Raw genomic sequence first — 22948 nt, 5'->3', positions numbered from 1 at the left:
ACCCCGTGAGGGACCGGTGAGGCCGTGACCTGTGTGAGGGACCGGTGGGGCCATGACCCGTGAGAGACCGTGGGCCACCCCGGCGAAGGAGGCCGCAGCGTCCCGTTCCACCATCGTCAGACCGGCTGCTCCACCGGCCGGGTCTCCTCGGTCCGGTCGGTCTCGCCAGACTTTCCGGCCTCGTCCTCGCCAGGCTTTCCGGCCTCGTCGACCTCGTCGGTCTTGCCGGCGTTGTCCGCCCGGGCGGGCAGGAGCAGGGCGGTGATGACCACGGCCACGGACAGCGCCGCGCCGACGATGAAGGCCAGCCGCATGCCGTTGAGGTTGGCGAGCGTCTCCGTGACTCCCGCGGACCCCAGGGCATCGGCTCGCGCGCTCATCACGGTGATCACGAGCGCGGTGCCGATGGCCGCGGCGACCTGCTGCAGCGTGCTCAGGATCGAGCTGGCGTGGGAGTAGAGCGGAGGCGGAACCGCGCCGAGCCCGAGGGTGAACACCGGGGTGAAGGTCGCGGCCAGACCCACCATCAGCAGCGTGTGCAGACCGAGGAGCTGCCAGAGCGGCATGGTCATGGTGACCTGGGTGAAGCCGACGAGCGAGAGCGTGATCCCGATCGCGCCGGGGATGACCAGAACCCGCCCGCCGAACCGGTCGAACAGGCGGCCGACGGTCGGACCGAGCAGACCCATCGCGAGGCCGCCCGGCATCACGAGGAGTCCGGCCTCCAGGGCGTTGAGGCCGCGGATGTTCTGCAGGTACAGCGGCAGCAGGACCATCGAGCCGAGCATCGCCATGAAGGCCACCGACATCAGGATCAGCGCGACCGTGTAGGTGCGGTGGCGCAGGGTGCGCAGGTCCAGCAGCGGCACGCCGCGCTTCTGCAGCGACAGCTGGCGGAAGACGAAGACGGCGATGGCGACCAGCCCGGCCGCCACGATCGCGGCGGCGACGCGCACGTCACCGCCCTCGAACCGGCTGAGTCCGTAGACCAGGCCGCCGAAGCCGGCGGCCGCGGTCACCACGCTCAACCAGTCGACGGTGCTGAACCGGGGCTCTCCGACGTTCTTGAGCTGCTTCAGGCCGCGCCAGGTGATCAAGGCGGCGATGGGGAACACCACGGCGAACAGCAGTCGCCAGGACCCGAACTGGAGGATCACTCCCGAGACCGTCGGGCCCATGGCGGGCGCGACCGAGATGGCCAGGGAGACGGTGCCCATCACCCGGCCCCGGTCCGTCTCGGGAACCACCTGCATCAGCGTGGTCATCAGCAGCGGCATCATCACGGCCGTCCCGGACGCCTGGATGATGCGGGCGCCCAGCAGCACCTCGAACGCCGGCGCGACCGCGGCCAGCGCCGTGCCGAGCAGGAACAGGCCCATCGCGGTGGCGTACGCGCTGCGGGTGGACACCCGCTGCAGGAACCACCCGGTGATCGGGATGACGGCGGCCATGGTCAGCATGAAGGCGGTCGAGAGCCACTGCGCGGTCTGCTCGGTGATGTGCAGTGCGCTCATCAGCCGCGGGATCGCGTTGATCATGATCGTCTCGTTCAGGATGACCACGAATGTCGCGAGCACCAGCAGCCGGATCACAGCCGGGGTGCGACCTGGGGCGGCGGTCGCGGACTTGGCGGATGAGTCGAGCTGTGGGCTGTGCACGGAACCTCGATTGGGGTTGTCGGACATGGTGCGCGGTCATCGCCGGCGTTCCAGCGTTGGGTCTCACGAGAAGTCGTGGTCTGCAAAGAATGACCGACACCACCGACAAAACTCATCGCCCGCCCTCAGCATTCCGGCGGGAGACATGAAATGTCACCCGGTTTTCACCGGGGACGACATCTCCAGATCACGCCCAGGAACACCCGAATCACCCTGTGACCTGCGCGAACGCCTCGCGCACCAGCCGCCCCGAGGACCGGTCCATGGTGACGAACACCACGAACCGGAAAGGTCGTCGATCCCTGGTGACCGGCTCGTTCCGGTGTGGTTCGCACGTCTCGGCGGAGCGCCGGCAGGGCTCGGCACGCTGCCCACATGATCGCCGAGACGCCGCGTCGCTGTCCGAACCTCCATGGTCCTCTGGCACGCCGGCCCGGTGTTTCGGCACGTCACGGAGTTCGGTGCCACTTGTCCGCCGGGGAATCAGGCGTGTTGTAGCCTCCCCGGCAGGGGGGTTACGTGCCGATCAACACCAGGGCTTCCGCGCTGCGGGGGCGGCGACGCGAGCAGGAGGCGCTCGACCGGCTGCTGCGTGACGTCCGCGCCGGGCAGAGCCGGGTGCTGGTGCTGCGCGGCGAGGCCGGAGTGGGCAAGACCGCCCTGCTGGACTACCTCGCCGAGGCCGCGTCGGCCGGCCAGGTGGCCCGCGCGGCAGGGGTGGAGCCGGAGACCGAGATCGCCTACTCCGCGCTCCAGCAACTCTGCGCGCCGCTGCTGGGCCATCTCGACCGGCTGCCCGGGCCGCAGCGGGACGCGCTCGCCGTCGGATTCGGCCTCAGCGCCGGTGATCCGCCGGACACGTTGCTCGTCGGGCTCGCCGTGCTCGGGCTGTTCGCCGAGGCCGCGTCGGAGCGGCCGCTGGTCTGCGCGGTGGACGACGTGCAGTGGATGGACCGGATGTCGGAGGTGATCCTCACCTTCGTCGCCCGCCGGCTGGACTCCGAGTCGGTCGCCCTGGTCTTCGCGGCACGCGGCCCGGGCGACGAGCAGATCCTCGGAGGGCTGCCGGAACTGCGCGTCGAGGGTCTTCCCGACGCGGACGCGCGGGCGCTGCTGGACTCCGTACTGCCCGGGCCGGTCGACGCCCGTGTACGCGACCGGATCGTCGCCGAGACCCGCGGCAACCCGCTGGCCCTGCTCGAGCTGCCGCGCGATCTCACGCCGGCGGAACTGGCGTTCGGGTTCGGCGGGCACAGCACGACGCCGCTGGTGAGCCGGGTCGAGGAGGGCTTCCAGCGGCGCATCGCCGCGTTGCCGCCGGACACCCGCACGCTGTTGCTCACCGCCGCCGTCGAACCGGTCGGCGACGTGCCGCTGCTGTGGCGCGCGCTCGAGCGGCTGGACGTCGGGACGGATGCCGCGGCACCCGCGGCGGCCGCGGGCCTGATCGAGATCGGGACCCGGGTCCGGTTCCGGCATCCGCTGGTCCGCTCGGCCGGCCGGCGCTCCGCCGAGCCCGCCGAACTGCGCGCGGTGCACCGGGCGCTCGCCGAGGTGACCGATCCCGAGCAGGAGCCCGACCGCCGTGCCTGGCACAGGGCGCACGCCGCGCCGGGACCGGACGAGGAGGTCGCCGGCGAGCTGGAGCGGTCGGCCGGGCGGGCGATGACCCGTGGCGGCCGGGCGGCGGCCGCGGCCTTCCTGGAGCGCGCGGCGGAGCTCACCCCCGATCCGGCGAGGCGCGCCGGGCGCGTCCTGGCCGCCGCGACGGCCCGGTTCGCCGCCGGGGCCCTCGCCGAGGTGCCGGACCTGCTGGCCGCCGCCGAACTCGGCCCGCTGGACCCGGTGCAGCGGGCCGGAGTGGAACGGCTGCGCGCCAGGGTGGCGTTCGCGCTCAACGCCGGGCGGGCGGCCGTGCCGCCGCTGCTCTCGGCCGCACGTCGCCTGGAGGCGCTGGACCCCGCCGCGGCCCGGGAGACCTACCTGGCGGCGATCGGCGCGGCCGTGAACGCGGGGTCGCTCGGCGGTGGCGACCTGCGCCGGGCGGCCGAGGCCGCCCGCGGCGTTCCCGCGGGCGAGGAGCCGGCCGGGCTGCTCCTCGCGGGGCTGACGGCGTGGATCCTGGAGGGGCACGCGGCCGCGGTGCCGTTGTTCACCCGCGTCCTGGCCGCCGGCATCCCAGCCAATGACCTGGACCTGGTCTGGCTGAACGGGATGGTCATGCACGAGGTGTGGGACGACGTGGCGTTTCTCACCAGGACCGAGCAGGTCGTCGGCCACGCCCGCGAGACCGGCGCGCTGTCCCTCCTGCCGAGCGCGCTGACCTTCCGCGCCACCGCGCTGATCTACGCCGGCCGGTTCACCGACGCGTCGGACCTGATCGACGAGGCCGAGGCTCTCGGGAACGCCACCGGCTCGTCCCCGCACCCGGCCACCGCGGTCATCCTGGCCGCGCACCGCGGACGCGAGGAGCCGGCGCTGGAACTCAACGAGGCGCTGGTCAGGAACGCCGAGGCGGGCGGCCTGGGATGGTTGCTCGCCGTCGCCGGATACAGCAGGGCGGTGCTGTTCAACGGGCTCGGCCAGTACCCGGCGGCGCTGAGGGCGGCCCTCGAGGCGGCTCGGCACGAAGACCCCGCCGTCCTGCAGTGGACGCTCGGTGAGCTGGTCGAGGCCGCCGCCCGCGCCGGGGCGGACACCGTCGCGGCCGAGGCGCGTGACCGCCTCGCCGCCCGGACGCGTGCCGTCGACACGAACTGGGCACGTGGCGCCCAGGCTCTCGCGGACGCGCTCGCGGTCCCGGCCGGGCCGGTCGAGAAGCACTACCGGGAGGCGATCGAGCGGTTGGCCGCGACCCGGCTCGGCCTGCAGGCCGCCCGGGCCCGGCTGCTCTACGGTGAGTGGCTGCGGCGGGAGAACCGGCGGGCCGACGCCCGGACGCAGCTGCGGCTCGCCCATGAGGCGTTCACCACGATCGGCGCGGAGGGTTTCGCCGAGCGGGCCGGCCGGGAACTGGCCGCCACCGGCGAGACGGTGCGCAGGCGGACCCTGGGCGCGCGGGAGGAGCTCACCCCCCAGGAGGCGCAGATCGCGCGTCTGGCCGTGGCGGGGCGCACCAATCCGGAGATCGGCGCCGTGCTGTTCCTCAGTCCGCGTACCGTCGAATGGCACCTGCGCAAAGTCTTCACCAAGCTCGGCATCGGCTCCCGCCGCGAGCTGGCCTCCGCCCTGCGCGACAGGTGATCCCAGGGCCGCCACCAGGGTGTCATCCCGGAGTGAACGCCCTGCTCCGCGCATGATTGTGAATGCCGGATGCCGAACGGCACCGCCGTGATCGTGGAGGAGTGGGGACAATGGTGGACTACCAGCTTGAGGTGATCGTGCTGCCGGTGGCCGACGTCGACCGGGCCAAGGAGTTCTACAGGCGGATCGGTTTCCGCGAGGACATCGACTACGTCGCCGACCAGGACTTCCGGGTCGTGCACTTCACCCCGCCGGGCTCCCACTGCTCGATCATCGTGGGCAAGGGCGTCGGTACCGCGGCGCCCGGATCGGTGGAGAACGTTCACCTGATCGTGCGTGACATCGAGGAGGCCCGGGCCGACCTGGTCGACCGCGGCGTCGAGGTCAGCGAGATCTTCCACGACGAGGGCGGCGTCTTCCACCACGCGGGCACCGAGAAGCGGGTGCCCGGCTTCTCCCCCGGCCGCCCCTCGTACGGCTCGTTCGCCTCGTTCAGCGATCCCGACGGCAACGGCTTCCTGCTGCAGGAGGTCACCGAGCGCCTTCCCGGCCGCTGAGGCCGGGCCACGGACGCGCCGGCCGGGCGACGGCGAGGGCCGGGCGACGCGCCGGACCCTCACCCGCCGGGCCGGACGGCGTCGCCGTGGGCGTTGGACGAGTCCGGTGGGCGTTGGACGAGTCCGGTGGGAGTGGGCGAGGCCGGTAGGCAAGCACAGGGCGGCGGCCCCGGCGGGAGTGCCGGGGCCGCCGCGTCGTTCGGACGAGGTCAGGCGGTGACGCAGCGGTAGTTCGCGGCCGAGGCCGTGTCACCGTGGCCGGTGTAGCGGGCCACCATCGGGTAGCGGCAGACGTCGCGCGTGACGGTCTCGCCGCCGGCGCCGGGGGCCGAGGCGGCGAGGGTGGCCGGAGCCCGGCCCTTCTCCACCCAGTTGACCAGCGCGCCCAGGTCGTCGACCGGGTACGGGCCGGGGCCGCCGGCGCAGTGGTTCACGCCGGGCAGCAGGAACAGGCGGTAGAAGTCGTCGACCCGCCTGTCGCCGCCGAGGGCCCGGTTGACCCGCTCGCGGTAGGCGATCGTGCCCTGGGTGGGGACCAGCTCGTCGTTCTGGCCGTGCCAGCTCAGCAGCTTGCCGCCGGCCTTCGCGAACGCCGACAGGTTCGGGTCGTCGGTGCCGATGACGTCGTTGAACCGCAGCTGCGACGCGCGGAAGATCTGCTCGAACGACGCGTAGGTGAGCTTCGTGGTGTCGAACGACGGGTTCCGCTTCACGAAGTACTTGACCCAGCTGTCGGCGACGGTGAACGGCGTGCCGGGAGTGGCCAGGGCGTCCAGGCTCGCGCCCTTGTTCGGCCCGTACCAGAGCCTCCGGCCGGAGGAGGAGACCGGTCCGGCCCAGATCTTGCGCACCGCGTCGGCGGTGGCACGGGAGATCGTGATCTTCTTGCCGTCACAGTCGATCTCGGTGCCGGCCAGCCGCCGGGCGTCCCAGTCGCATTTCCGCGGGTCGTCGATGATGCCGTCCTTGACCCCGTCGAGGGAGTCGCAGGCCTTGACCGCGGCGGTGTTGAACGCCGTCAGTTCACACGGGGTCGGCGCGACCTTCTCCTCGTTGAAGACGGCCTGCGACCAGAGCGTGGCGACCGCGAACCGGTCCCAGTTGAGCGCCGGCGCCTTGGCCAGGATCCCGTCGAAGTCCGTCGGGTGGTCCTGGGCCTCCGCGTACCCCTGGCGGCCGCCGGTCGAGCAGCCGTTCCAGTACGAGTACCTCACGGACCGGTCGTAGAACCTCTTCGCCACGTCCTTGCCGATGACGGCCATGTCGTGCAGCGAGCGGGAGGCGAAGTTCTTCAGCAGCGGGGTGTCGACCTTGCCGGCCGTGGTGAGCGCCCAGCCGCTGACGTCGAGCGGGTTCGCGCCGACACCGGCGTCGGTGGCCGCGGCGACGTACCCGGCCTTCACCGCGCCGGCCAGCGAGGAGCCGCTGAAGTCACCGGCGAGGTAGGCGCTGCCGCCGAGCGCCTGGAACCTTCCGGTCCAGTCCTCCCTGTCCTGGGGCAGCAGGATCTTGATGTTGACGTGGTCGTTCGCACCCGGGTGGCTCACCGTGACGGTGATGTCACACCAGGCCGGCACGTCGGTGAGCGTCTCCTCCTGGGGGTGCAGCGGAGGAGCGGCGGGGAACGTGACGGTTCCGCCGGCGTTGGCGACCGCCTTCACCGACTCCACCTTGGTGCCGGAGGGCGCGGAGACGGGAACGGCGGCACAGGTCGCGGCCACGGGGCCGCTGTCGCGGGAGACGGCGTCGGCGGCCGCCGGCGTCAGCGCCGCCACCGCCGATACCGCCGCCGCCATCAGGACGATCAAGCGTCGTTTCATGCCCGACACCCTCACGTGGGACTCGCGGGCCTCGCCCCAGGGAGACACCCTGGGGCGCTCCCTGGCCGGGGCCCGAGGGGGAAACCGGCTATGAGCCTGGTCACATGGATGGGTCAGCCGGCCGACGCGGAAGCGTGGACGGTCGGATGCCGGGAAGCATCCGGAGGAAGGGAGGGATCAAGGCGGCGCTCGCCAGGCGGACGGCCACAAGCATCGCGATCGTCGAGCGCTTCCCGGCCGGGAGCCTACGTCCCTGCTCGTTCACCGGACAAGCACGCTCCGGCCATCCCCGCCGTGATCGGCGTCGATCGGAGACGGACGGGTGCGCCGTATCAGAGCGGCTCCCGCGTTTCGGGGGTGAGCAGTCGCCGGTTGAACGCCTCGGTGACGGCGGCGGCGCGGTCCCCCACGCCGAGCTTGGCGTAGATGTTCAGCAGGTGACTCTTGACCGTGGCCTCGGTGATGAACAGCCGGGCGGCCGCCTCACGGTTGGTGTTCCCGGCCGCCACGAGTTCGAGGACCTCGAGTTCCCGCCGGCTGAGCAGTTGCGGGGCGGGTGTCCTGACCCGGTTCATCAACCGGGCGGCCACCGAGGGAGAGAGGACGCTCTCACCCTTGGCGGCGGCCCGCGCACCGCGCAGCAGGTCCTCCCGGGGAGAGTCCTTGAGCAGGTAGCCGGTCGCGCCCGCCTCGATCGCCGGCAGTACGTGGGTGTCGGTGTCGTAGGTGGTCAGAACCAGCACGCGCGCGGTGACGCCGAGCCTGCTCAGCTCGGTGATCGCGGCCAGCCCGTCCATGCCCGGCATGCGCAGGTCCATCAGGATCACGTCGGGCCGGAGCTCCTTGGCGAGCCGCACGACCGCGGCGCCGTCCCCGGCCTCGCCCAGCACCTCGAATCCGGGCGCGGAGGCGAACATGCTGCTCAGCCCGTCCCTGACGATGGGATGGTCGTCCGCGATCAGCAGCCGGATCGGGATCTCGGCTGTGGGCTCGGCCCTGTGATCGGTCATGCGTGGCTCCTGGCCGGCAGGATGGGGACGCAGGCCGAGATCCCGGTGCCGGCGCCGGGTTCGGACTCGATCCGCAGGCTCCCGGACAGCCCTTCGACGCGCTGTCGCATGATGGTCAGGCCGAACCCGCCGGCGGGGGACGGCGGCCGCGGCGCGCCGTTTCCGGCCGTGCCGGCGTCGAGACCCGCGGGTTCGAAGCCCCTGCCGTCGTCGCGCACGTCCAGTGCCACCTCGTGTTCCAGATAGGACAGCGTCACTCCGACCCTGGTCGCGTGCGCGTGCTTGGCCACGTTGGCCAGCGCCTCCTGTGCCGTGCGCAGCAGCGCGAACTCGGTCTCCGGTGTCATCGGCCGTACCGTGCCGGTCGTCGTGACCTGTACGGCGAGCCCGTGCAACGTCGACCACCGGTCGGCGAGTTCGGTGAGCGCGTCGCTCAGGCGCGCGGTTTCCAGCGGCTCGGGCCGCAGCGCGTCGACCGAACGCCGGGCCTCGGCCAGGCTCTCCCTCGCCAGCGTCTTGACGGCGGCGAAGGGCCGCCGCCACGGCGCCGGGACCTCGTGCATCTGCTCGGCCGCCTGGAGCTGCGCGATGATGCCGGTGAGCCCCTGCGCCAGGGTGTCGTGGATCTCGCGGGCCATCCGCCGGCGCTCGTCGAGCACGCCCGCCTCCCTGGCCTGGGCGAGCAGCTGGGCGTGCAGGCCGGCGTTCTCGGCGAGTGACGCCTCCAGCAGCCGGTTCGTCCGGCTCAGCTCTTCGAGGGTCTGCTCGCGCCGCTCCTCCTCCTTCTCGGCGAGCCGCAGGACCCAGGCGCAGCCGCACATCATGGCGATGTTGAAGGCGACGACGGTCACGTGCATCGCCAGGCCGAGCGCGTCCTCCTTCGGGACGCCGGACGCCTGCGCCGTACCGGCCAGGACCGCCGTGGCGGCCACGCCCAGCAACCGCCACGGCCAGCGCAGGACCGTGAAGGAGTAGATGTAGGCGGCGGGGGTGAAGAGCCCGAAAACGGGGTGACGGGCCACCAGGACCGCGGTGATCACGAGCAGCCCCGCGATGAACACCCCCATGACCCGCGGCCGGTCCCACCAGCCGGGACGCAGGGTGAACATGCCGAGCATCCACGCGGCCGCCAGCCCGCACAGGCCGAGGTCGATGAGCAGGGAGCCGCCCGCCCAGTCCTCCACGATCATCAGGATCGCGACGAGGAGCACCAGCAGCGCGTACGGCACCACGTTGACCAGAAGGAACGGCGGCTGTTGCGAAGTCTTCCTGCTCAAGATTCTCTCTCCCCGCGAGATTCTATTCCCGGCGTCCATTGCGGGCATCTGCTCCCGGCGTCCATCGCCGGCGTCTATTCCCAGCGGAACCAGCGGACCGCGACGAACGCGCACACCACCGCGTAGGCCGCCAGGGTCAACAGCGGCACGGCGGACGGAAAGTGGCCCAGGTACGCGTCCTGGAACGCCCCCATGCCCGCGCCGAGCGGGGTGTAGGGGGCGATGTTCCGCAGCAGCGGCGGCATCTGCGAGATCGGCACCCAGAGTCCGGCGAAGAACATCAGCGGGAAGAACAGGACCGTGCCGATCGCCGTGGCCGGGCCACGGCCGGGCGCGAGCGCGGTGATCAGCAGGCCGATCGCGAGCAGCGCGGCCGCCGCGAGCAGCCAGGCGAGGGCGAAACCGGGAAGGTGCTCCGGCAGGCCGACGCCGAAGCCGAATCCGGCGACCGCGAGGAACAGGGCCATCGCGACGACCGCGATGGCGAAGTTGGCCACGAGCTGGGCGGCGAGCACGCGGGCCGGGCCGACCGGCGTGGTCCGCATGCGCCGCAGCACGCCGTTCTCCCGGTACCCCGCGAGCGTGGTCGGCAGGGAGGCCGTGGCCAGGATGGCCAGATTGAACAGGATCAGAACAGGGACGTAGAGGTCGAAGTACGTCAGGCCGCCGTCGGCCTCCACGGGCTCCCGCAGATCGGAGACGCTGCCGAGGATGATCAACAGGACCAGCGGGAAGCCGATACCCCAGAGGGGGGCGACCTTGTCCCGGACGCACAACGTGCTCTCGGCCTTGATGAGCCGCCACGTCGCGAAACCTCGCTCGGCGGTGACGGGGGATACGGCGGTGCGCGGGGATGGCATGGGTATGAGGTCCTCTCTGCGATTCGTTACCGGGGGCCGGGTCTCTCTGTGATCCGTTACCGGGGGCCGGATTCGAGGCGCTTGCCGGTCAGCTGGACGAACGCGTCCTCCAGGCTCGCCTGCTCGACGCGCAGCCGTTCGGCCACGATCTGGTTGCGGGCCAGTACGGCGGTGACGGCGTTGAGCGCTTCGCTGTTGCCGTTGACGATGACCAGCTCGCCCCGGCGGGTGACGCCGGAGACTTCGGGCAGGCTCGTCAGCAGCTCGTCGTCCATCTGCCTGGACGGGCGGAACTGGATCCGTTGCTCGATACGGGCCCGCTCGGCCAGGCCGGCCGGGGTGTCCACCGTGAGGACGCGGCCCGCGTCGATCAGCGCGAGCCGGTCGCACAGCCGCTCGGCCTCCTCCATGAAGTGGGTGACCAGCACGATCGTCACCCCGCGGGAGCGCACGCCCTCGATCAGGTCCCAGGTGTCGCGCCGTGCCTGCGGGTCGAGACCGGTGGTGAGCTCGTCGAGGATCGCCACCCGGGGGCTGCCGACGAGCGCCAGCGCGATGGAGAGCCGTTGCTTCTGGCCGCCGGACAGCTTGGCGTACCTGGTCTTCGCCTTGTCCGCCAGGCCGAGGCCGTCCAGCAGCGCGCGCCAGTCGGCGGGCTGGGGGTAGAAGGAGCTGTAGAGTTCCAGGGCCTCGGCGACCTGTAGCCGCTCGGGGAGGTGCCCGGCCTGCAGCTGGACGCCGAGCCGCCGGGTCAGCTCGGCGTGGTCCCGGCGGGGATCGAGCCCGAGGATCTTGATCTCGCCCCGGTCCGGCACGCGGAGTCCCTCGATGCACTCCACGGTCGTCGTCTTGCCGGCACCGTTCGGGCCGAGGATTCCGAAGATCTCACCCTCCTGGACGGTGAGCGAGACGTCCTCGACGGCGACCTTGTCCTCATAGCGCTTGTGGAGGTTGCGTACCTCTATGACTGGCGGCATGCGCGTGTCCTCTCGGCCTCGGGCCCGTCAGCGGCTGGCTATGTCCACCCTTCTACGGCGGCACTCGTTCGACCATTGACCGGTGGACGGGACCTGGCCGCCGTTCGGCGGGGAGATCGGACCCATCGGGTGGTGGTCGCCATCCACCGATCGGTTGATCGCGGGCCGGGCGAGCCGTCATCACGGTCACTCGTGACGGGGCGGCGGTTCTCGGCCTCAGCGTCGATGCTCCCGACGACCTGCCGGAAACGCTCAGGCGGGCCGAACAGCTCGTGGAACAGTTTCGGCGACTGTTCTCCGCCCCGGCCGGACTCGCGGGAGCCGAGCCGCCTCCGGCCGCAGAGCGCTCCGAGTGGCACGAAGAAGGTCTCGTACGGCTTCGCACGGGCGAACTCCCCACACCTTGATCCGGCCATCCGCCGTCTGATCAGCGGGGAAGGGCGGACGCCTCGTCAATGACGTCTCGCCCTGGGGTCGATCCGGTTCGGCGGAGCGTTGGTTTCGGGTCGGGGTCGGCTCCGTGGCCCGGCTGTCGTGTTCCGGTTCGCGCGCCGGACAGGTCAGGCGCGCGCCGCCGCGGAGTAGGGCACGGTGAAGGTGGCGACGAACGGGACGAGCAGGGCGGGGTCGCCGTCGAGCTCGACCACGCCGTTCGCGACGGCCGTCCCCGGGTCGAGCACACCGGCGAGGAGGTCCCGGAACCCCGGGCCGCCCGTGATCACGAGGTCGGGTGCGGGGTGCTCGCCCGGGGCGACCTCGACGGTCCGGTCGCGTGTGATCGCGTGGGCGACGGCGCCGCCGACCCTGACCGTGTACGCCAGTCGTCGCCGATCCGGTGCCGCGCCTTTCCCGGCCGCCACGCGCAACGCGGTCACGAGGGACGCGGTCGTGACGATTTCGCCCTCACGAGGCGTGTGCATCCCGGCCGCGCCCCAGCAGGCGAGGGCGTCGAGTGCGGGTGCGAGCTCGGCGCCCCGTGGCGTCAAGGCGTAGACGATCGAGCGGTCGGGGCCGCTGCGGGCCTCACGGGTCACGAGGCCGTCCCGCTCGAGCTCCTTCAGGCGGGTGGCGAGCAGGTTCGTCGGGATGCCGGGTAGTCCGGCGACCAGATCCGAGTATCTTCGCGGCCCGACCAGCAGATCGCGCAGGACGAGCAGCGTCCATCGCTGCCCGACCATCTCGGCGGCGCGTGCCAGCCCGCAGAACTGTCCGTACTCGCGTGTTCGCATGGTTCAACGATAATACTTGACTTGAAAAATTAAAGTGTGCTTGAATAAATGAAGTATCCGGAAGGTCTGGCGCGGTTGCCACGACGGAATCGCCGGGCAAGGACGGAAAGGGTTGCCGTTCGTCATGCGCAAGCTCGTTCTCTTCATTCACAGCACCTTGAACGGAGTCGTCACCGGCGATCCGAGCAAGGACAAGACCGACTTCGCGGCCTGGACGCGCGCGGGCAACATCATCAAAGAAGGCCCCGAAAACAATCTGTTGAAAATACTCGACACGGTCGACACCATTCTGCTCGGACGCGGCACCTACGAAGATCTCGTCCGTAAGTGGCCCTCCGTGAAAGGCGCGCCCGGCGGCGGAGTGGTCTCGCGCCTGGCCGATAAGATCAACAATGCCCGTAAGCTGGTTGCGATCGGCGGGCATCCGGTCGGCGAACTCAAGTGGGGTGATTTCGCCGCTGCCGAGCAGTTGGCCGGAGACGTCGAAGAGCGGATCAGGGATCTGAAGAACGGCGACGGTGGCGATATCGTCATTTTCGGTAGTCCGAAGCTCGTGCGATCGCTTACCGACGCGAACCTGATCGACGAATATCACATACTGGTGCATCCGGTCGTGGTCAACGTGGGCGAGCGGCTGTTCGACGACCTGGCGGCGCAAAAAGATCTCCACCTCGTGGATGTGAAGCCGCTCAAGGAGGGTGCCATCTTGGTGACGTACCGGCCCGCCTGGACCGTGCCGCCCTCATCCGCGGCCACCTGACCGGGGGACTCACCCCAACCGCCCCGATGGCGGGTCATGCCCAGAAGGCGCCGAAGACGCCGTCGGGATCGTAACGCCGCCACACCTCGGACACGCGCTCGCCGACCGCGCCGGGGTAGACGCGCGCGAACGCCTGGCGGCCCGGACGGCTCTCGAATCCCACGTACTCACCCTCGACACGCAGGGCGAGGCCGCGCCAGGCCGCGTCGAGTGCCTTGGCACCCCCGGGCGGGAACATGTTGCCGATGAGGAGGGCACCGTGGCGCCGGTGCGCGAAGGCGGTGACGTCGGGCGGCACGTCGCTCACCGCTCCGCCCATGGAGCGCAGCTGGATCAGGGGGCGGTGCGGCCCCACCGCGGCCCGCGTGATCGCCGCCGCGTCCTCGTCGGTCATGGTGGGAAGGAACCCGCTGGTCGTGACGACGGGCTGCTGACCGACGTTCGCGTGCAGGTGCGCCGTGGAGACCAGCGCCGGGTACGGGATGATCTGCGCGCTCTGATCCAGCAGGTTGACGCCGAGGCCGAGCAGCGGTTCCACGGCCGCCCGTATGCGACGGGGGCTTTCCGAGGCGACCACGGCGGCGATCGAGAAGGCGAGCGAGTTCCCGTACGGCATCAGCATGGTCGCGGTGGTGAGCTCCCTCGGAGCCGAGGCCATGAGGTCGGCCCACCGCCGCAGCGTGCGGCCGTCGCGGTCGACCTCGACGACGATCTGCACGTACCCGACGTTGCGCAGCTCCATCGCCTCGATCTCGAACGCCACGAGGATGCCGGCCCTGGCGCCGGCGCCCCGGACCGCCCAGAACAGGTCCGGCTCGTTGTGCTCGTCGGCCCGCACGACCCTTCCGTCCGCCAGCACCATCTCGACGGCGCGGATGTGGTCGATGGTCAGACCGTACTGCCGAACCATCCAGCCGATGCCGCCGCCGGTGGCCAGGCCGCCGGCGCCGACGTTGCCGTGGTCGCCCGAGCTGATCGCCAGCCCGTACGGCGCGAGGGCCGCCGCGACCTGCGCCCAGCGGGCCCCGGCCTGGATACGGACCGTCCTGGTGCGCCGGTCGAGCACCTCGATGCCGTTCATGGCCGACAGGTCGATGACGAGGCCGCCGTCGTTGGAGGCGCGTCCGGAAAGGCCGTGTCCCCCGCTTCGTACGGCGAGGGGCAGGCCCCGCTCGCGGACGAAGCGGAGCGCGGCGACCACCTCCTCGGTGGTCTCGGGCACCAGGACGGCCGCCGGCCGGGAGACCTTGACGTACGTCGACCTGAGCATGCCGTACCGGCGGTCCTCCGGGGTGACGATCTTGTCTCGCAGCTCGCGGGGAAGCGTGGAGAGGTCCGGTTTCATCGCCGTCCCCTGATCACGCTCACGCGCTCGCGCACGGCGGGAACGACCTCGGCGGCGAACACGTCGAGCTGTGCCCGGGCCTGGGTCAGCGGCCAGAACACGAACGTGTCGAAGCCGAGCCCGACCGCCCACTCGGTGAGCGTGTCGACCCACACCTTCGCCTCGCCGACCAGGCCCTGCCCACTCCGGAAGGGGCCGATCGCGCCGATGACGTTGTAGACCCGGCGGACCGACCGGGGATCGCGCCCGGCCTCCTGGGCCGCCTCGTCGATGATCTGCTGCCGGGCCGGCACCGTGTCCGGAGGCACGTAGATGTTGAGGGGGGAGACCCAGCCGTCGCTGTGGCGTCCGGTGACGGCGAGCATGCGACGTCCCTGGCTGCCGAGCCAGACCGGCACCGGCGCCGGGGGGACAGGCCCGGCGAGGTATCCGCCGATCTCGTGCTGGTCGCCGTGGAAGCTCACCGTGCCGCCCGCCAGCGCCCGGCGCATGATCTGCAGGGCCTCCTCGGTGAAGGAGACCATCTCAGGGCCGTTCCTGCGCACGCCGCCCATCGAGGCGATGCCGTCGGCGGTCGCACCGCCGCCGACACCGAGGACGAACCTGCCCCCGGTGAGCGTGCCGAGCGATGCGGCGGCCTTGGCCAGGATGGTCGGCGGGCGCAACTGCACATCGGCGACGTCGGTGAAGAAGGAGATGCGTTCGGTCACCGCGGACAGGTGGCTGACCAGCGTCCAGGTGTCGAGGTGGCCCGGCTGGTAGGGATGGTCCTGGACGGCCAGGTAATCCAGTTCGGCGTCGGCGGCGGCGCGGGCGAGCGATCTGGTCTCGGCGAGCCGGTCGAGACCGGGATCGAGGCTCAGTCCGAAGGTGATGGGGTGTCCGTAATCGGTCATGCGTCAATCCTCCGGCGGCCCTTCTCACCTTGGCAATTCGCCCATTAGCTACTAACTTTGGGTAAGTGGTTAATCAAGCACTGCCGGGGCATCCGGATATCGACGAGGCCGGCTGCCGGACCTTCCCCGACGCGCTCGAACTGGTCGGCCGCCGGTGGACGGGGGCGATCCTGCTCGCCGCGCTACGGGGCGCCCGCCGGTTCGGCGAATACCGGACGACGGTGGTCGGGATCTCCGACCGTTTGCTCTCCCAGCGGCTCAAGGAGCTCGAGGCGGACGGGTTCATCGACCGCACGGTCATCCCGAGCACGCCGGTGCAGATCCTCTACACGCTGTCTCCGGACGGCGAGGAACTCATGTCCGTCCTGCAGCCGCTGGTCGACTGGGGCGCCCGCCGCCAGGCGAAGAGCCACAGGTAGCCCAGGAAGGCGTCTTGTCGTTCTCAAGCTGTTCAGCGGCGACTACCAATAGAGGTCGCTTATGTGTCCTGCTTCGGTTGATGCTCTACAGGCAGTCTCGCGCCTTGTCCCATTCACCCCGCGTCCGAACAGGGACGAGCGAGGCGAACCGATCGGCTGGGAAGCGACGTCTATGAACTATGAAGCTTTCCACGTCGATCGCTCTCGGCCTCGCGGCGGCCGGGGTGTGCGGGGCGGCCGTGCTGCTCTCCGGAGCGGTCGGCGAGTCACCGCCCGTACCGGCCACCTGCCCGCAGCGCTGGGACAGCGACGCCATCGGCGGCTGGGTGCCGGCTGCCGCCGACATCGATGGGGTGGAGAAGTCGCTTGTCCCCGGTTCACCGGTGAAGGCTCTTATCTGCGCCTACCCCGGGGACAACACGCGTCCGGGTGGTGAGCGGCTGGCCGGTTCGCGGACGCTGACGGACCAGGCGGCGGCGATGGCCCGTGACCTCGCCTACTTCCCGGTGGCCGGCGCCGACGTGGACCGTATGTGCACGGCGGTGGGGGGACCGATGACCAACTACCTCATCCGGTTCGCCTACGCCGACGGCCGTGCCCTGTGGGTGGGCAGCGCCGAGGAGGTCAACCGCTGCGTGAAAACCACCAACGGCACGGCCGACAGCAACTCGTACGCCGGACCCGCCATCACCACCGCCTACAGGGACGGGATCTGGCGGCCCGTACCACCCGGGGACCCCTGCCGGGGCCCTGGCGACCGCCGAGGGCAGGACGAGCTGATGGTTCCTGGACGCCCCGGCCGACTCACCGTGTGCAGGGACGCCACGTACGCGAGGCCGCCCTACCGCAAACGGCACAACAGGGACATCGCCCGCGCACTGGCCGTGACGCTGAACTCCCTGGACACCGTGCCGAGCGACAACACCTGCAAAGGACTCGGAGGCGCCACCCAGCGCGGCATCCGGCTCATCTTCGACTATCCACAGGGACCGGCCGCCGCGGTGAACATCTCGATGGACTGCGCCCCCGCCGTCAACAACGGCCTGCTCCAAGCCGACCTGGACGACCCCGTCCGCGACCAGATCCTCCGCCTCGCCCCGCCATGACAATGGAACATGTGACAACGATCAGCCACTCTTCTCTGTCCGCCCCCACGTAGCCGGCCCACTGGTTGATCCGGTCGGGCCTGGCCGTACGCCAGCGCTCCCACACATGCCGTGTACGAGAAGAGGGGACGTAATCCCCGCAGCGGACGACCAGGTCCACCCGTTCACGGCCGAGCGGTGAGGGCCGCCAGCCGATGATCTCGCCCATCCAGAACTCCGCGAGCGGATTCCCTGCCGTATCGAACATCCGGAGCGCACCCGGCCCCAGCGGATTCCTCAGGCGGTGGCGCTTGGACCCGCCGAGGTAGCCACGCATCCGCGGGAGGGAAGGCACCCCAGGATTTCGACGGTCCTGAGTTCGTCGTCCTCCGGCGCCTCGACGAAGACGCCTTCGGCATCAAGGCAGGGACCACAGATTTGCTCGTCCGCGTCGATCAGCAGGAATTTCGGCTGGACACCACCCCAAAAGGCCACGTCCACGCACAACCGTCGCCGACCCCGCACCTCCCTCCTTCGCAACCCACACGGAGAAGCCCGCGTTCCTACCACCGACGAGCTTGATGAGGCAGCTGACCATGGTGAACGTTACCGTCAAGATCCACCTCGGCGTTCAGCGGGGAACGACCTGCGCCCGGACTCCGGGAAGGTCGTCGAACACGGCGGACGAATCCATCGTGATCACGATTCTGGCGGTGGCGGCCGCCGTCGCGGCGATCAGCAGATCGTACGCTCCCCGCGTCTTTCCCGACCGGCGCACATACGCCCACGTCTCCCTCGACGTCAAGCGCAACGCGCTCGGCAAACTCGGTGACGCCCTTGGTTGGTCTTCCCCGCTCAGTATCAGTGAGCCCATTTCATCCTGACGACACAGATCGCAGGGCTGCCGCGGATCCCGAGCCGGAAAGCGACTGCCGTGTCGTGCTTGCTCATAGAGCGATGAGGCCGGCATGCGTCGGCTGAAACCCGCAGGCCCCGAAGTAGAAGTCCCCCACGTCATCATCGAAGTCGACGTGGAGCCATTCACACTTGGCTGCGCGAGCCTCTCTGACGGCGACGGCGATGAGTTCGGTCCCGACACCGTGCCGCCGGGCTCTTCCCGTCACGAGGGTGTCGAGGATGAAGGCATGGGCGGCGCCGTCCCATGCCACGTTGACGAAGCCGACGAGCTCGCCGTTCTCCGTTGCGCAGACCCATCCGAGGCTGTGCCGGTTGACCTGAGCCCACCAGTCATCCCTCAGGGGCGCATGGCCGAAGCCCTCTGCGTGCAGGGCGTTGATCGCCGTATTGCCGAAGTGGCCTCGCCACTCGTATGCAATGGTCACGGAGCGACCGTAGGAAGAGACCCGCGCCATCGGCAATGAGTTTTCGGTGATCACATCCCAACCCGGCAGCGCAGGTCGCGGGCACCGTCGCCCTGCTCGCCCAGCGCTCACCCACCCTCGATCAGGCACTGCGGACGGCCAAACGCGCCGGATACGCCTTCGTCGTGCTGGACGGCACGCCCATCCCCATCGACCGGCCCTACTACTCCGGCGATCACAAGATGCACGGCATGAACATCCAGGTCCTCGCCGCCCCGGACGGCACTCCGCTCTGGACTTCCGGTTCCCTGCCCGGTTCGGTCCACGATCTCAAGGCGATCCGAATTCGACTCGGCCGTGGGTGTGGTCAGGCCATGGCAGTACGGCATCGCGACCAACCTCATCGGTCGCCACCGGCGCGCCGAGGTAGTACGCAGGTACCGCGCCATGACCCGGACGGGGCCGCCACCTGACGACGTTTGCGGTGGAGAAGAGCTTTGGAGAAGAGAGGTCAAGACAATCATCTGGCCATCGACCGAGATTTCTGATGTCCGCTGGCCTGGACATCCATGTCCGTCTGCCTGGACACAGACGTCCGCTGACCAGGACGTCCTCATGGCCGCTTGACAGCCCGGCAGTGGCGCGGAGTTGCTGCTCAACGGGGTGACGCCGTACGGGACGAGCAGGATGCGTGACGCGGTGTTGCTGCGCTCCCCTGGATGTGCGGATCGCGGCGACGGTGAGCAGGGCGACGGCCACACAGGTGTACGGCCTGGAGCGGGCGAAAGCCTGCGGTGGAACACACCGCGTCGATATCGGTCTGTCCAGCTCACGGGAGGAGGTTGTGCAGCCAGACCGTGCCGTCCCTGCTTGCCGACAGCGCGATGGTCCTCCCCTCGACCTGGCCGAGCGCCACATCACAGACAGCGCCGGTGTGGCCGGTGAGCGGCCTGCCCAGTGGCAGGCCGGTGGCGAGGTCCCACACTCCGATCGTGTTGTCCTCGCTGCCCGTGATCGCGATGTCCTTCTGCCCCAGCGTGCCGGTGGCGACGGAGGTCACGCCCTTGGCATGCCCGACCAGGGACCCGATCAGTCCGGCCTGGGCCGGATCCCAGACGCGGACCGTACCGTCCGCGCTGCCGGACAGCAGGACGGCCCTGTCGCCCACGTGGCCGAACGCCACCGACCTGACGGCTTTGGTATGGCCGGGCAAGGGCCAGCCGACCGGTCGGCCCGTCTTCAGATCCCAGATGCGTACGTTGTTGTCCGCAGCGCCGGAAAGCGCTACGACCTTGTCGTCGAGTCGCCCGACGGACACGGCGTTCACAGAACCGGCGTGACCAGCGAGTGGTCTGCCGATCTGCGTGCCGGTCGCGGGATCCCACAGGCGTAGCGTCATGTCCGCGCTGGCCGACAGGACAACGACCCTGTTGCCGAGCGCGCCCAAGGCCACGTCCCAGACAAAGCTGGTGTGACCGGTGAACGGCCTGCCCATCGGCGCACCGGTCGCCAGGTCCCACACGCGCACGGTCCCGTCGAAGCCGCCTGAGACCACTATCGAGGTTCCGTCGCCGAACTCGCCGATCGCCACCGCCTCGACCGACTCTCTGTGGCCGACGAAGGGTCTGCCGACCTGTGCCCCGGTCGCCAGGTCCCATACGCGTAAGGTGCCGTCCGAACTGCCGGATACCGCCACGGCCTTTCCGCGCAGCACTCCGAGCGCCACCGCGTTGACGGCGTCCGTATGCCCGGTCAGTGACCGCTCCGTCAGAGCGGCCGCTGCCTGAGCAGTGGACGGATCGGGCAGGGTGGGCGCTGTGCGAGAGGTCGGGTACGCATCGGGTACGGAGGTCGCTGTCGGTGGCAGCACCTTTGTCAGCGGGACGGCATGACGGCCCGTCAGACGCGCCAGAGCGTCGGCCGTGGTCGGCCGTGCCGCGGGATCCTTGCTAAGACAGGAGGAGAGCAGGGGTGCAAGATTGCCGGGTACCCCGGAAAGATCGGGCTCACGGGTGAGGAGCGCATTGATCACGGCAGGCACTGTGGTGCCGGGGAAGGCCGGCCTCCCGGTCGCGGCGAACACCATCGTGCAGCCCCAACTGAAGATGTCGGAAGCAGGACTGACGGTGTTGTGCTCGATGTGCTCCGGCGCCATGTAGGCCGGCGTTCCGATCGCTCCGGACCGCGTCGTGGGATAATCGTCTGTCTTGGCGATGCCGAAGTCGATCACCACGGGTCCTTCGGGACCGAGCATCACGTTGCCGGGTTTGAAGTCGCGGTGCACGATGCCGGCTCCATGGATCGCTTCGAGCGCGGTCAACGTGATGACGGCCAGGCGTTCCAGCCCGCTGCCGCGCCGTGGGCCGTCGCTCACGACGAGGTTGTGGAGGGAGACCCCGGAAATGTATTCGCTGACGATGAAGGGCCGATCGGCGGCCACCCCCATGTCGAGGACCCGGGCGGTGCAGAAAGGAGCGACGCGGCTGGCGATCTCCGCCTCCCGGAGGAAGCGCCTGTGCACGGAAGCGTCTCGAGTGGGATGAAGCACCTTGACGGCCACCTGCTCCCCGGAAGAGGACTCCCCGAGATAGACGACACCTTGGCCGCCTTCCCCGAGGGCACCGACCAAGCGGAAACCGCCGATCTGCTCGGGCTCTCCCTGATAGAGCGGGCGAATACTCGGCATCGGCACCTCTGTCTGACGATGATGGCGTGACGCGACGGGACAGGCAGCCTCATAAGCGGAGACACCTGCCCATATTGTCGGCACCATCGAGAACAGATCAACCGATCTGATCAGGCCATGAAGCGGTCCCGGGTAGGCAGTGCCGGGTGCGGACGAAGATTCCGGGGCCCACCCGGCACTTCGCATCCCGCGTGACCTCGTTCACGATCACGCTTCTCCCCTGGCACATCCATGGCAGGGCGGTCGCCTCGCGGAGGCCGCCGACGTCCGCCAGTTCGTGACGTCGCTTCGGTCCGGCTGCCAATGCTGCCAGCGCGGATGGGACAAGGTCCGGAAGCCGTCTGAGTGCTGTGCCAAGAAGGGCGGCCAGTACTGCGAGTGCAGGATCGAAGCTCGGATGGTCCAGTCAATCCACGCGGCTCTTCGTAACGCCCTGGAGAGCGCGGTTCGCGAGGAGGCCATTCACCGGAATGTCGCCAAGCTCGTGAAGATCTCGCCGCCCAAGTACAAGGTCGATCGGGGCCCGACGGTCGCTCAAGCCAAGGCGACTCTCAAGGCGGCTCCGGGGCCTCGGCTCGGCGCGCTGTACGTCCTGGCCGCGGCGCACCCCCGGGCAACAGGCCCTGCTCGTGCTCGTCCACCTGCGCAAGGGCGAGACATTCACCGAGATCGCCGCCGGATTCGGCGTCTCGACCGCCACCGCCTGGCGATACGTGCAAGAGACCGTGCTGCTGCTGTCGGCCCGCTCCCCGAAGCTCGACCGGGCACTACGCACGACCAGGCGGGACGGGCTGCACTACCTGGTGCTGGACGGCATGCTTATCCACACCGACCCGATCAAGGCCGACCGGCCGTACTACTCGGCCAAGCACCGCGTCCACGGTACGAGGGGCGGGCCAGGTGAAGTGTGATCGCGTAAGGCGGTGTTGCTGTGCACCACCTCCGTGGACCCAACCCCTCGGCAACCGGCGGCCCCGACCTCACGATAAGAACCCGATCCTCCTTTTCGCGCGTTCAGGTTGCGAACAGCGTCTCCAGATCAACATCGTTGATATACTAATCTCAGTTCGTATATACAGGTGGGGGCATCATGACCAAGACCCTGATCGACCTCGATGACGAAGCTCTGGCGGAGGCCGCGAAGTTGCTCGGCACCTCGTCCAAGAAAGACACGGTCAACGCCGCTCTACGAGAGATCGTTGATCGACGCAAGCGGGCCGCGGCCGTGGCTCGCATGCGCGAGATGGTGGCTGAAGGTGAGATCGACTTCTCAGCCATCGACAAGGGTGACAGCGCACACCAGGCCGTGGCGTGACAGAGCTCTATCTCATAGATACCAGCGCCCTGGTCCGCTTCTACCGCGGCCAGGTCGGGACAGAATGGGACCAGACGGTCTCTGCCGGACTCGTAGGTATCTGCGAGCCGGTCAGGCAGGAGTACCTGCGAGCTGTCGGCGGCCGACCAGCCTTCTACGAAGCCAGCAATCTGCTCCAGGAAACCTTTCCGCACTATGTCATCCCCGAATCGGCCTGGGACGAGACGAGCGGATTGCAGCGCGATCTCGCCGACAAGGGGTGGCACCAGAGCGCCTCTCCGATCGATCTCCTCATGGCGGTGACGGCTCGGCATCACAAGCTCACCGTGCTGCATGCCGACGCCGACTTCGACACCATCTCCCGCCTGACCGGACAACCGGCGCGCTGGATCGGCTGACGCGCCGACAGAAGATCTTCAGGGGTTATTGAGCACGTCTTGTCCAGCCGGGTCGGATCGAGCATCCGGAGCGCCTCCAGGCCCAGCGGAT

20 protein-coding genes and 2 pseudogenes are annotated in these 22948 nt (G+C 69.8%); 10 read left to right on the top strand and 12 right to left on the bottom strand.

Features of this window, described 5'->3' with window-relative positions; all coding sequences use genetic code 11:
- Positions 1 to 116: 116 nt before the first annotated feature.
- Positions 117 to 1658, bottom strand: coding sequence for an MDR family MFS transporter (locus AB0G15_RS33680; RefSeq protein ID WP_362847705.1), 1542 nt, complete (start codon positions 1656 to 1658; stop codon positions 117 to 119).
- A 519-nt stretch (positions 1659 to 2177) separates the two neighbouring features.
- Here AB0G15_RS33680 and AB0G15_RS33675 point away from each other — a divergent pair.
- Together AB0G15_RS33675 and AB0G15_RS33670 are read left to right on the top strand one after the other, a co-directional pair.
- Entirely contained in the window at positions 2178 to 4901 is a 2724-nt protein-coding gene (locus AB0G15_RS33675; protein ID WP_362847703.1) for an AAA family ATPase, read from the top strand.
- Positions 4902 to 5011: 110 nt separating this feature from the next.
- Positions 5012 to 5458, top strand: coding sequence for a VOC family protein (locus tag AB0G15_RS33670; protein WP_362847700.1), 447 nt, complete (start codon positions 5012 to 5014; stop codon positions 5456 to 5458).
- Between the two features lie 209 nt (positions 5459 to 5667).
- Here the strand turns inward: AB0G15_RS33670 and AB0G15_RS33665 are convergent, their stop codons facing one another.
- From AB0G15_RS33665 to AB0G15_RS33640, 6 genes are all read right to left on the bottom strand, one after another.
- Positions 5668 to 7278 carry a tannase/feruloyl esterase family alpha/beta hydrolase gene (locus tag AB0G15_RS33665; protein WP_362847698.1) on the bottom strand — a complete coding sequence of 537 codons (1611 nt, stop codon included), beginning with the start codon at positions 7276 to 7278 and terminating at the stop codon, positions 5668 to 5670.
- Positions 7279 to 7610: 332 nt separating this feature from the next.
- Positions 7611 to 8288: a response regulator transcription factor gene (locus AB0G15_RS33660; protein WP_362847695.1), complete on the bottom strand. Its 678-nt coding sequence runs from the start codon at positions 8286 to 8288 to the stop codon at positions 7611 to 7613.
- Positions 8285 to 9565 (bottom strand): sensor histidine kinase, encoded by a 1281-nt coding sequence (locus AB0G15_RS33655; RefSeq protein WP_362847692.1) that lies wholly within the window; start codon positions 9563 to 9565, stop codon positions 8285 to 8287. Before AB0G15_RS33655 ends, AB0G15_RS33660 begins: the two co-directional genes overlap by 4 nt.
- Before the next feature lie 74 nt (positions 9566 to 9639).
- Complete coding sequence (locus AB0G15_RS33650) at positions 9640 to 10425, bottom strand: ABC transporter permease (RefSeq protein ID WP_362847689.1); 786 nt, start codon at positions 10423 to 10425, stop codon at positions 9640 to 9642.
- A gap of 56 nt (positions 10426 to 10481) precedes the next feature.
- Complete coding sequence (locus AB0G15_RS33645) at positions 10482 to 11402, bottom strand: ABC transporter ATP-binding protein (protein ID WP_362847686.1); 921 nt, start codon at positions 11400 to 11402, stop codon at positions 10482 to 10484.
- Positions 11403 to 11962: 560 nt separating this feature from the next.
- Complete coding sequence (locus AB0G15_RS33640; RefSeq protein WP_362847683.1) at positions 11963 to 12631, bottom strand: helix-turn-helix domain-containing protein; 669 nt, start codon at positions 12629 to 12631, stop codon at positions 11963 to 11965.
- Between the two features lie 124 nt (positions 12632 to 12755).
- On the opposite strand from AB0G15_RS33640, the gene AB0G15_RS33635 reads away from it, so the two are divergent.
- Positions 12756 to 13391: a dihydrofolate reductase family protein gene (locus AB0G15_RS33635; protein WP_362847681.1), complete on the top strand. Its 636-nt coding sequence runs from the start codon at positions 12756 to 12758 to the stop codon at positions 13389 to 13391.
- Between the two features lie 34 nt (positions 13392 to 13425).
- Here AB0G15_RS33635 and AB0G15_RS33630 read toward each other — a convergent pair whose 3' ends face one another.
- Entirely contained in the window at positions 13426 to 14736 is a 1311-nt protein-coding gene (locus AB0G15_RS33630; RefSeq protein WP_362847678.1) for an FAD-binding oxidoreductase, read from the bottom strand.
- The gene (locus tag AB0G15_RS33625) at positions 14733 to 15632 is read right to left on the bottom strand and encodes an LLM class flavin-dependent oxidoreductase (protein WP_362847675.1); all 900 of its coding nucleotides are present in this window, start codon (positions 15630 to 15632) and stop codon (positions 14733 to 14735) included. Before AB0G15_RS33625 ends, AB0G15_RS33630 begins: the two co-directional genes overlap by 4 nt.
- 65 nt (positions 15633 to 15697) lie before the next feature.
- Between AB0G15_RS33625 and AB0G15_RS33620 the strand changes: the two genes are divergently transcribed.
- Both AB0G15_RS33620 and AB0G15_RS33615 read left to right on the top strand, forming a co-directional pair.
- Entirely contained in the window at positions 15698 to 16051 is a 354-nt protein-coding gene (locus tag AB0G15_RS33620; protein ID WP_362847672.1) for a helix-turn-helix domain-containing protein, read from the top strand.
- Positions 16052 to 16230: 179 nt separating this feature from the next.
- A complete protein-coding gene (locus AB0G15_RS33615) occupies positions 16231 to 17157 on the top strand; it encodes a hypothetical protein (protein WP_362847669.1) in 927 nt (308 codons plus the stop codon).
- A 276-nt stretch (positions 17158 to 17433) separates the two neighbouring features.
- On the opposite strand, the gene AB0G15_RS33610 is transcribed toward AB0G15_RS33615, so the two are convergent.
- A complete protein-coding gene (locus AB0G15_RS33610; protein ID WP_362847667.1) occupies positions 17434 to 17637 on the bottom strand; it encodes a hypothetical protein in 204 nt (67 codons plus the stop codon).
- Between the two features lie 80 nt (positions 17638 to 17717).
- Between AB0G15_RS33610 and AB0G15_RS33605 the strand changes: the two genes are divergently transcribed.
- Positions 17718 to 18020, top strand: coding sequence for a hypothetical protein (locus AB0G15_RS33605; RefSeq protein WP_362847665.1), 303 nt, complete (start codon positions 17718 to 17720; stop codon positions 18018 to 18020).
- Positions 18021 to 18083: 63 nt separating this feature from the next.
- Here the strand turns inward: AB0G15_RS33605 and AB0G15_RS33600 are convergent, their stop codons facing one another.
- Complete coding sequence (locus AB0G15_RS33600) at positions 18084 to 18479, bottom strand: GNAT family N-acetyltransferase (RefSeq protein ID WP_362847663.1); 396 nt, start codon at positions 18477 to 18479, stop codon at positions 18084 to 18086.
- An 86-nt stretch (positions 18480 to 18565) separates the two neighbouring features.
- On the opposite strand from AB0G15_RS33600, the pseudogene AB0G15_RS33595 reads away from it, so the two are divergent.
- Positions 18566 to 18805 (top strand): annotated as a pseudogene (locus tag AB0G15_RS33595) (transposase family protein); the annotation flags it as partial.
- Positions 18806 to 19287: 482 nt separating this feature from the next.
- Here AB0G15_RS33595 and AB0G15_RS33590 read toward each other — a convergent pair.
- Positions 19288 to 21144 carry a serine/threonine-protein kinase gene (locus AB0G15_RS33590; protein WP_362847661.1) on the bottom strand — a complete coding sequence of 619 codons (1857 nt, stop codon included), beginning with the start codon at positions 21142 to 21144 and terminating at the stop codon, positions 19288 to 19290.
- A 608-nt stretch (positions 21145 to 21752) separates the two neighbouring features.
- Between AB0G15_RS33590 and AB0G15_RS33585 the strand changes: the two are divergent.
- The 3 genes and pseudogenes from AB0G15_RS33585 to AB0G15_RS33575 all read left to right on the top strand — a co-directional run.
- Positions 21753 to 22028 (top strand): annotated as a pseudogene (locus tag AB0G15_RS33585) (transposase family protein); the annotation flags it as partial.
- 206 nt (positions 22029 to 22234) lie between these two features.
- Positions 22235 to 22459 carry a type II toxin-antitoxin system VapB family antitoxin gene (locus AB0G15_RS33580; protein ID WP_362847658.1) on the top strand — a complete coding sequence of 75 codons (225 nt, stop codon included), beginning with the start codon at positions 22235 to 22237 and terminating at the stop codon, positions 22457 to 22459.
- Positions 22456 to 22857, top strand: coding sequence for a PIN domain nuclease (locus AB0G15_RS33575; RefSeq protein WP_362847655.1), 402 nt, complete (start codon positions 22456 to 22458; stop codon positions 22855 to 22857). Before AB0G15_RS33580 ends, AB0G15_RS33575 begins: the two co-directional genes overlap by 4 nt.
- Positions 22858 to 22948 lie beyond the last annotated feature (91 nt).

The sequence above is a fragment of the Streptosporangium sp. NPDC023825 genome (assembly GCF_040639575.1).
Classification (GTDB): domain Bacteria; phylum Actinomycetota; class Actinomycetes; order Streptosporangiales; family Streptosporangiaceae; genus Streptosporangium.
Note: the sequence above shows the minus strand (reverse complement) of the source record. Positions and strands in the feature narration are given on the sequence as shown.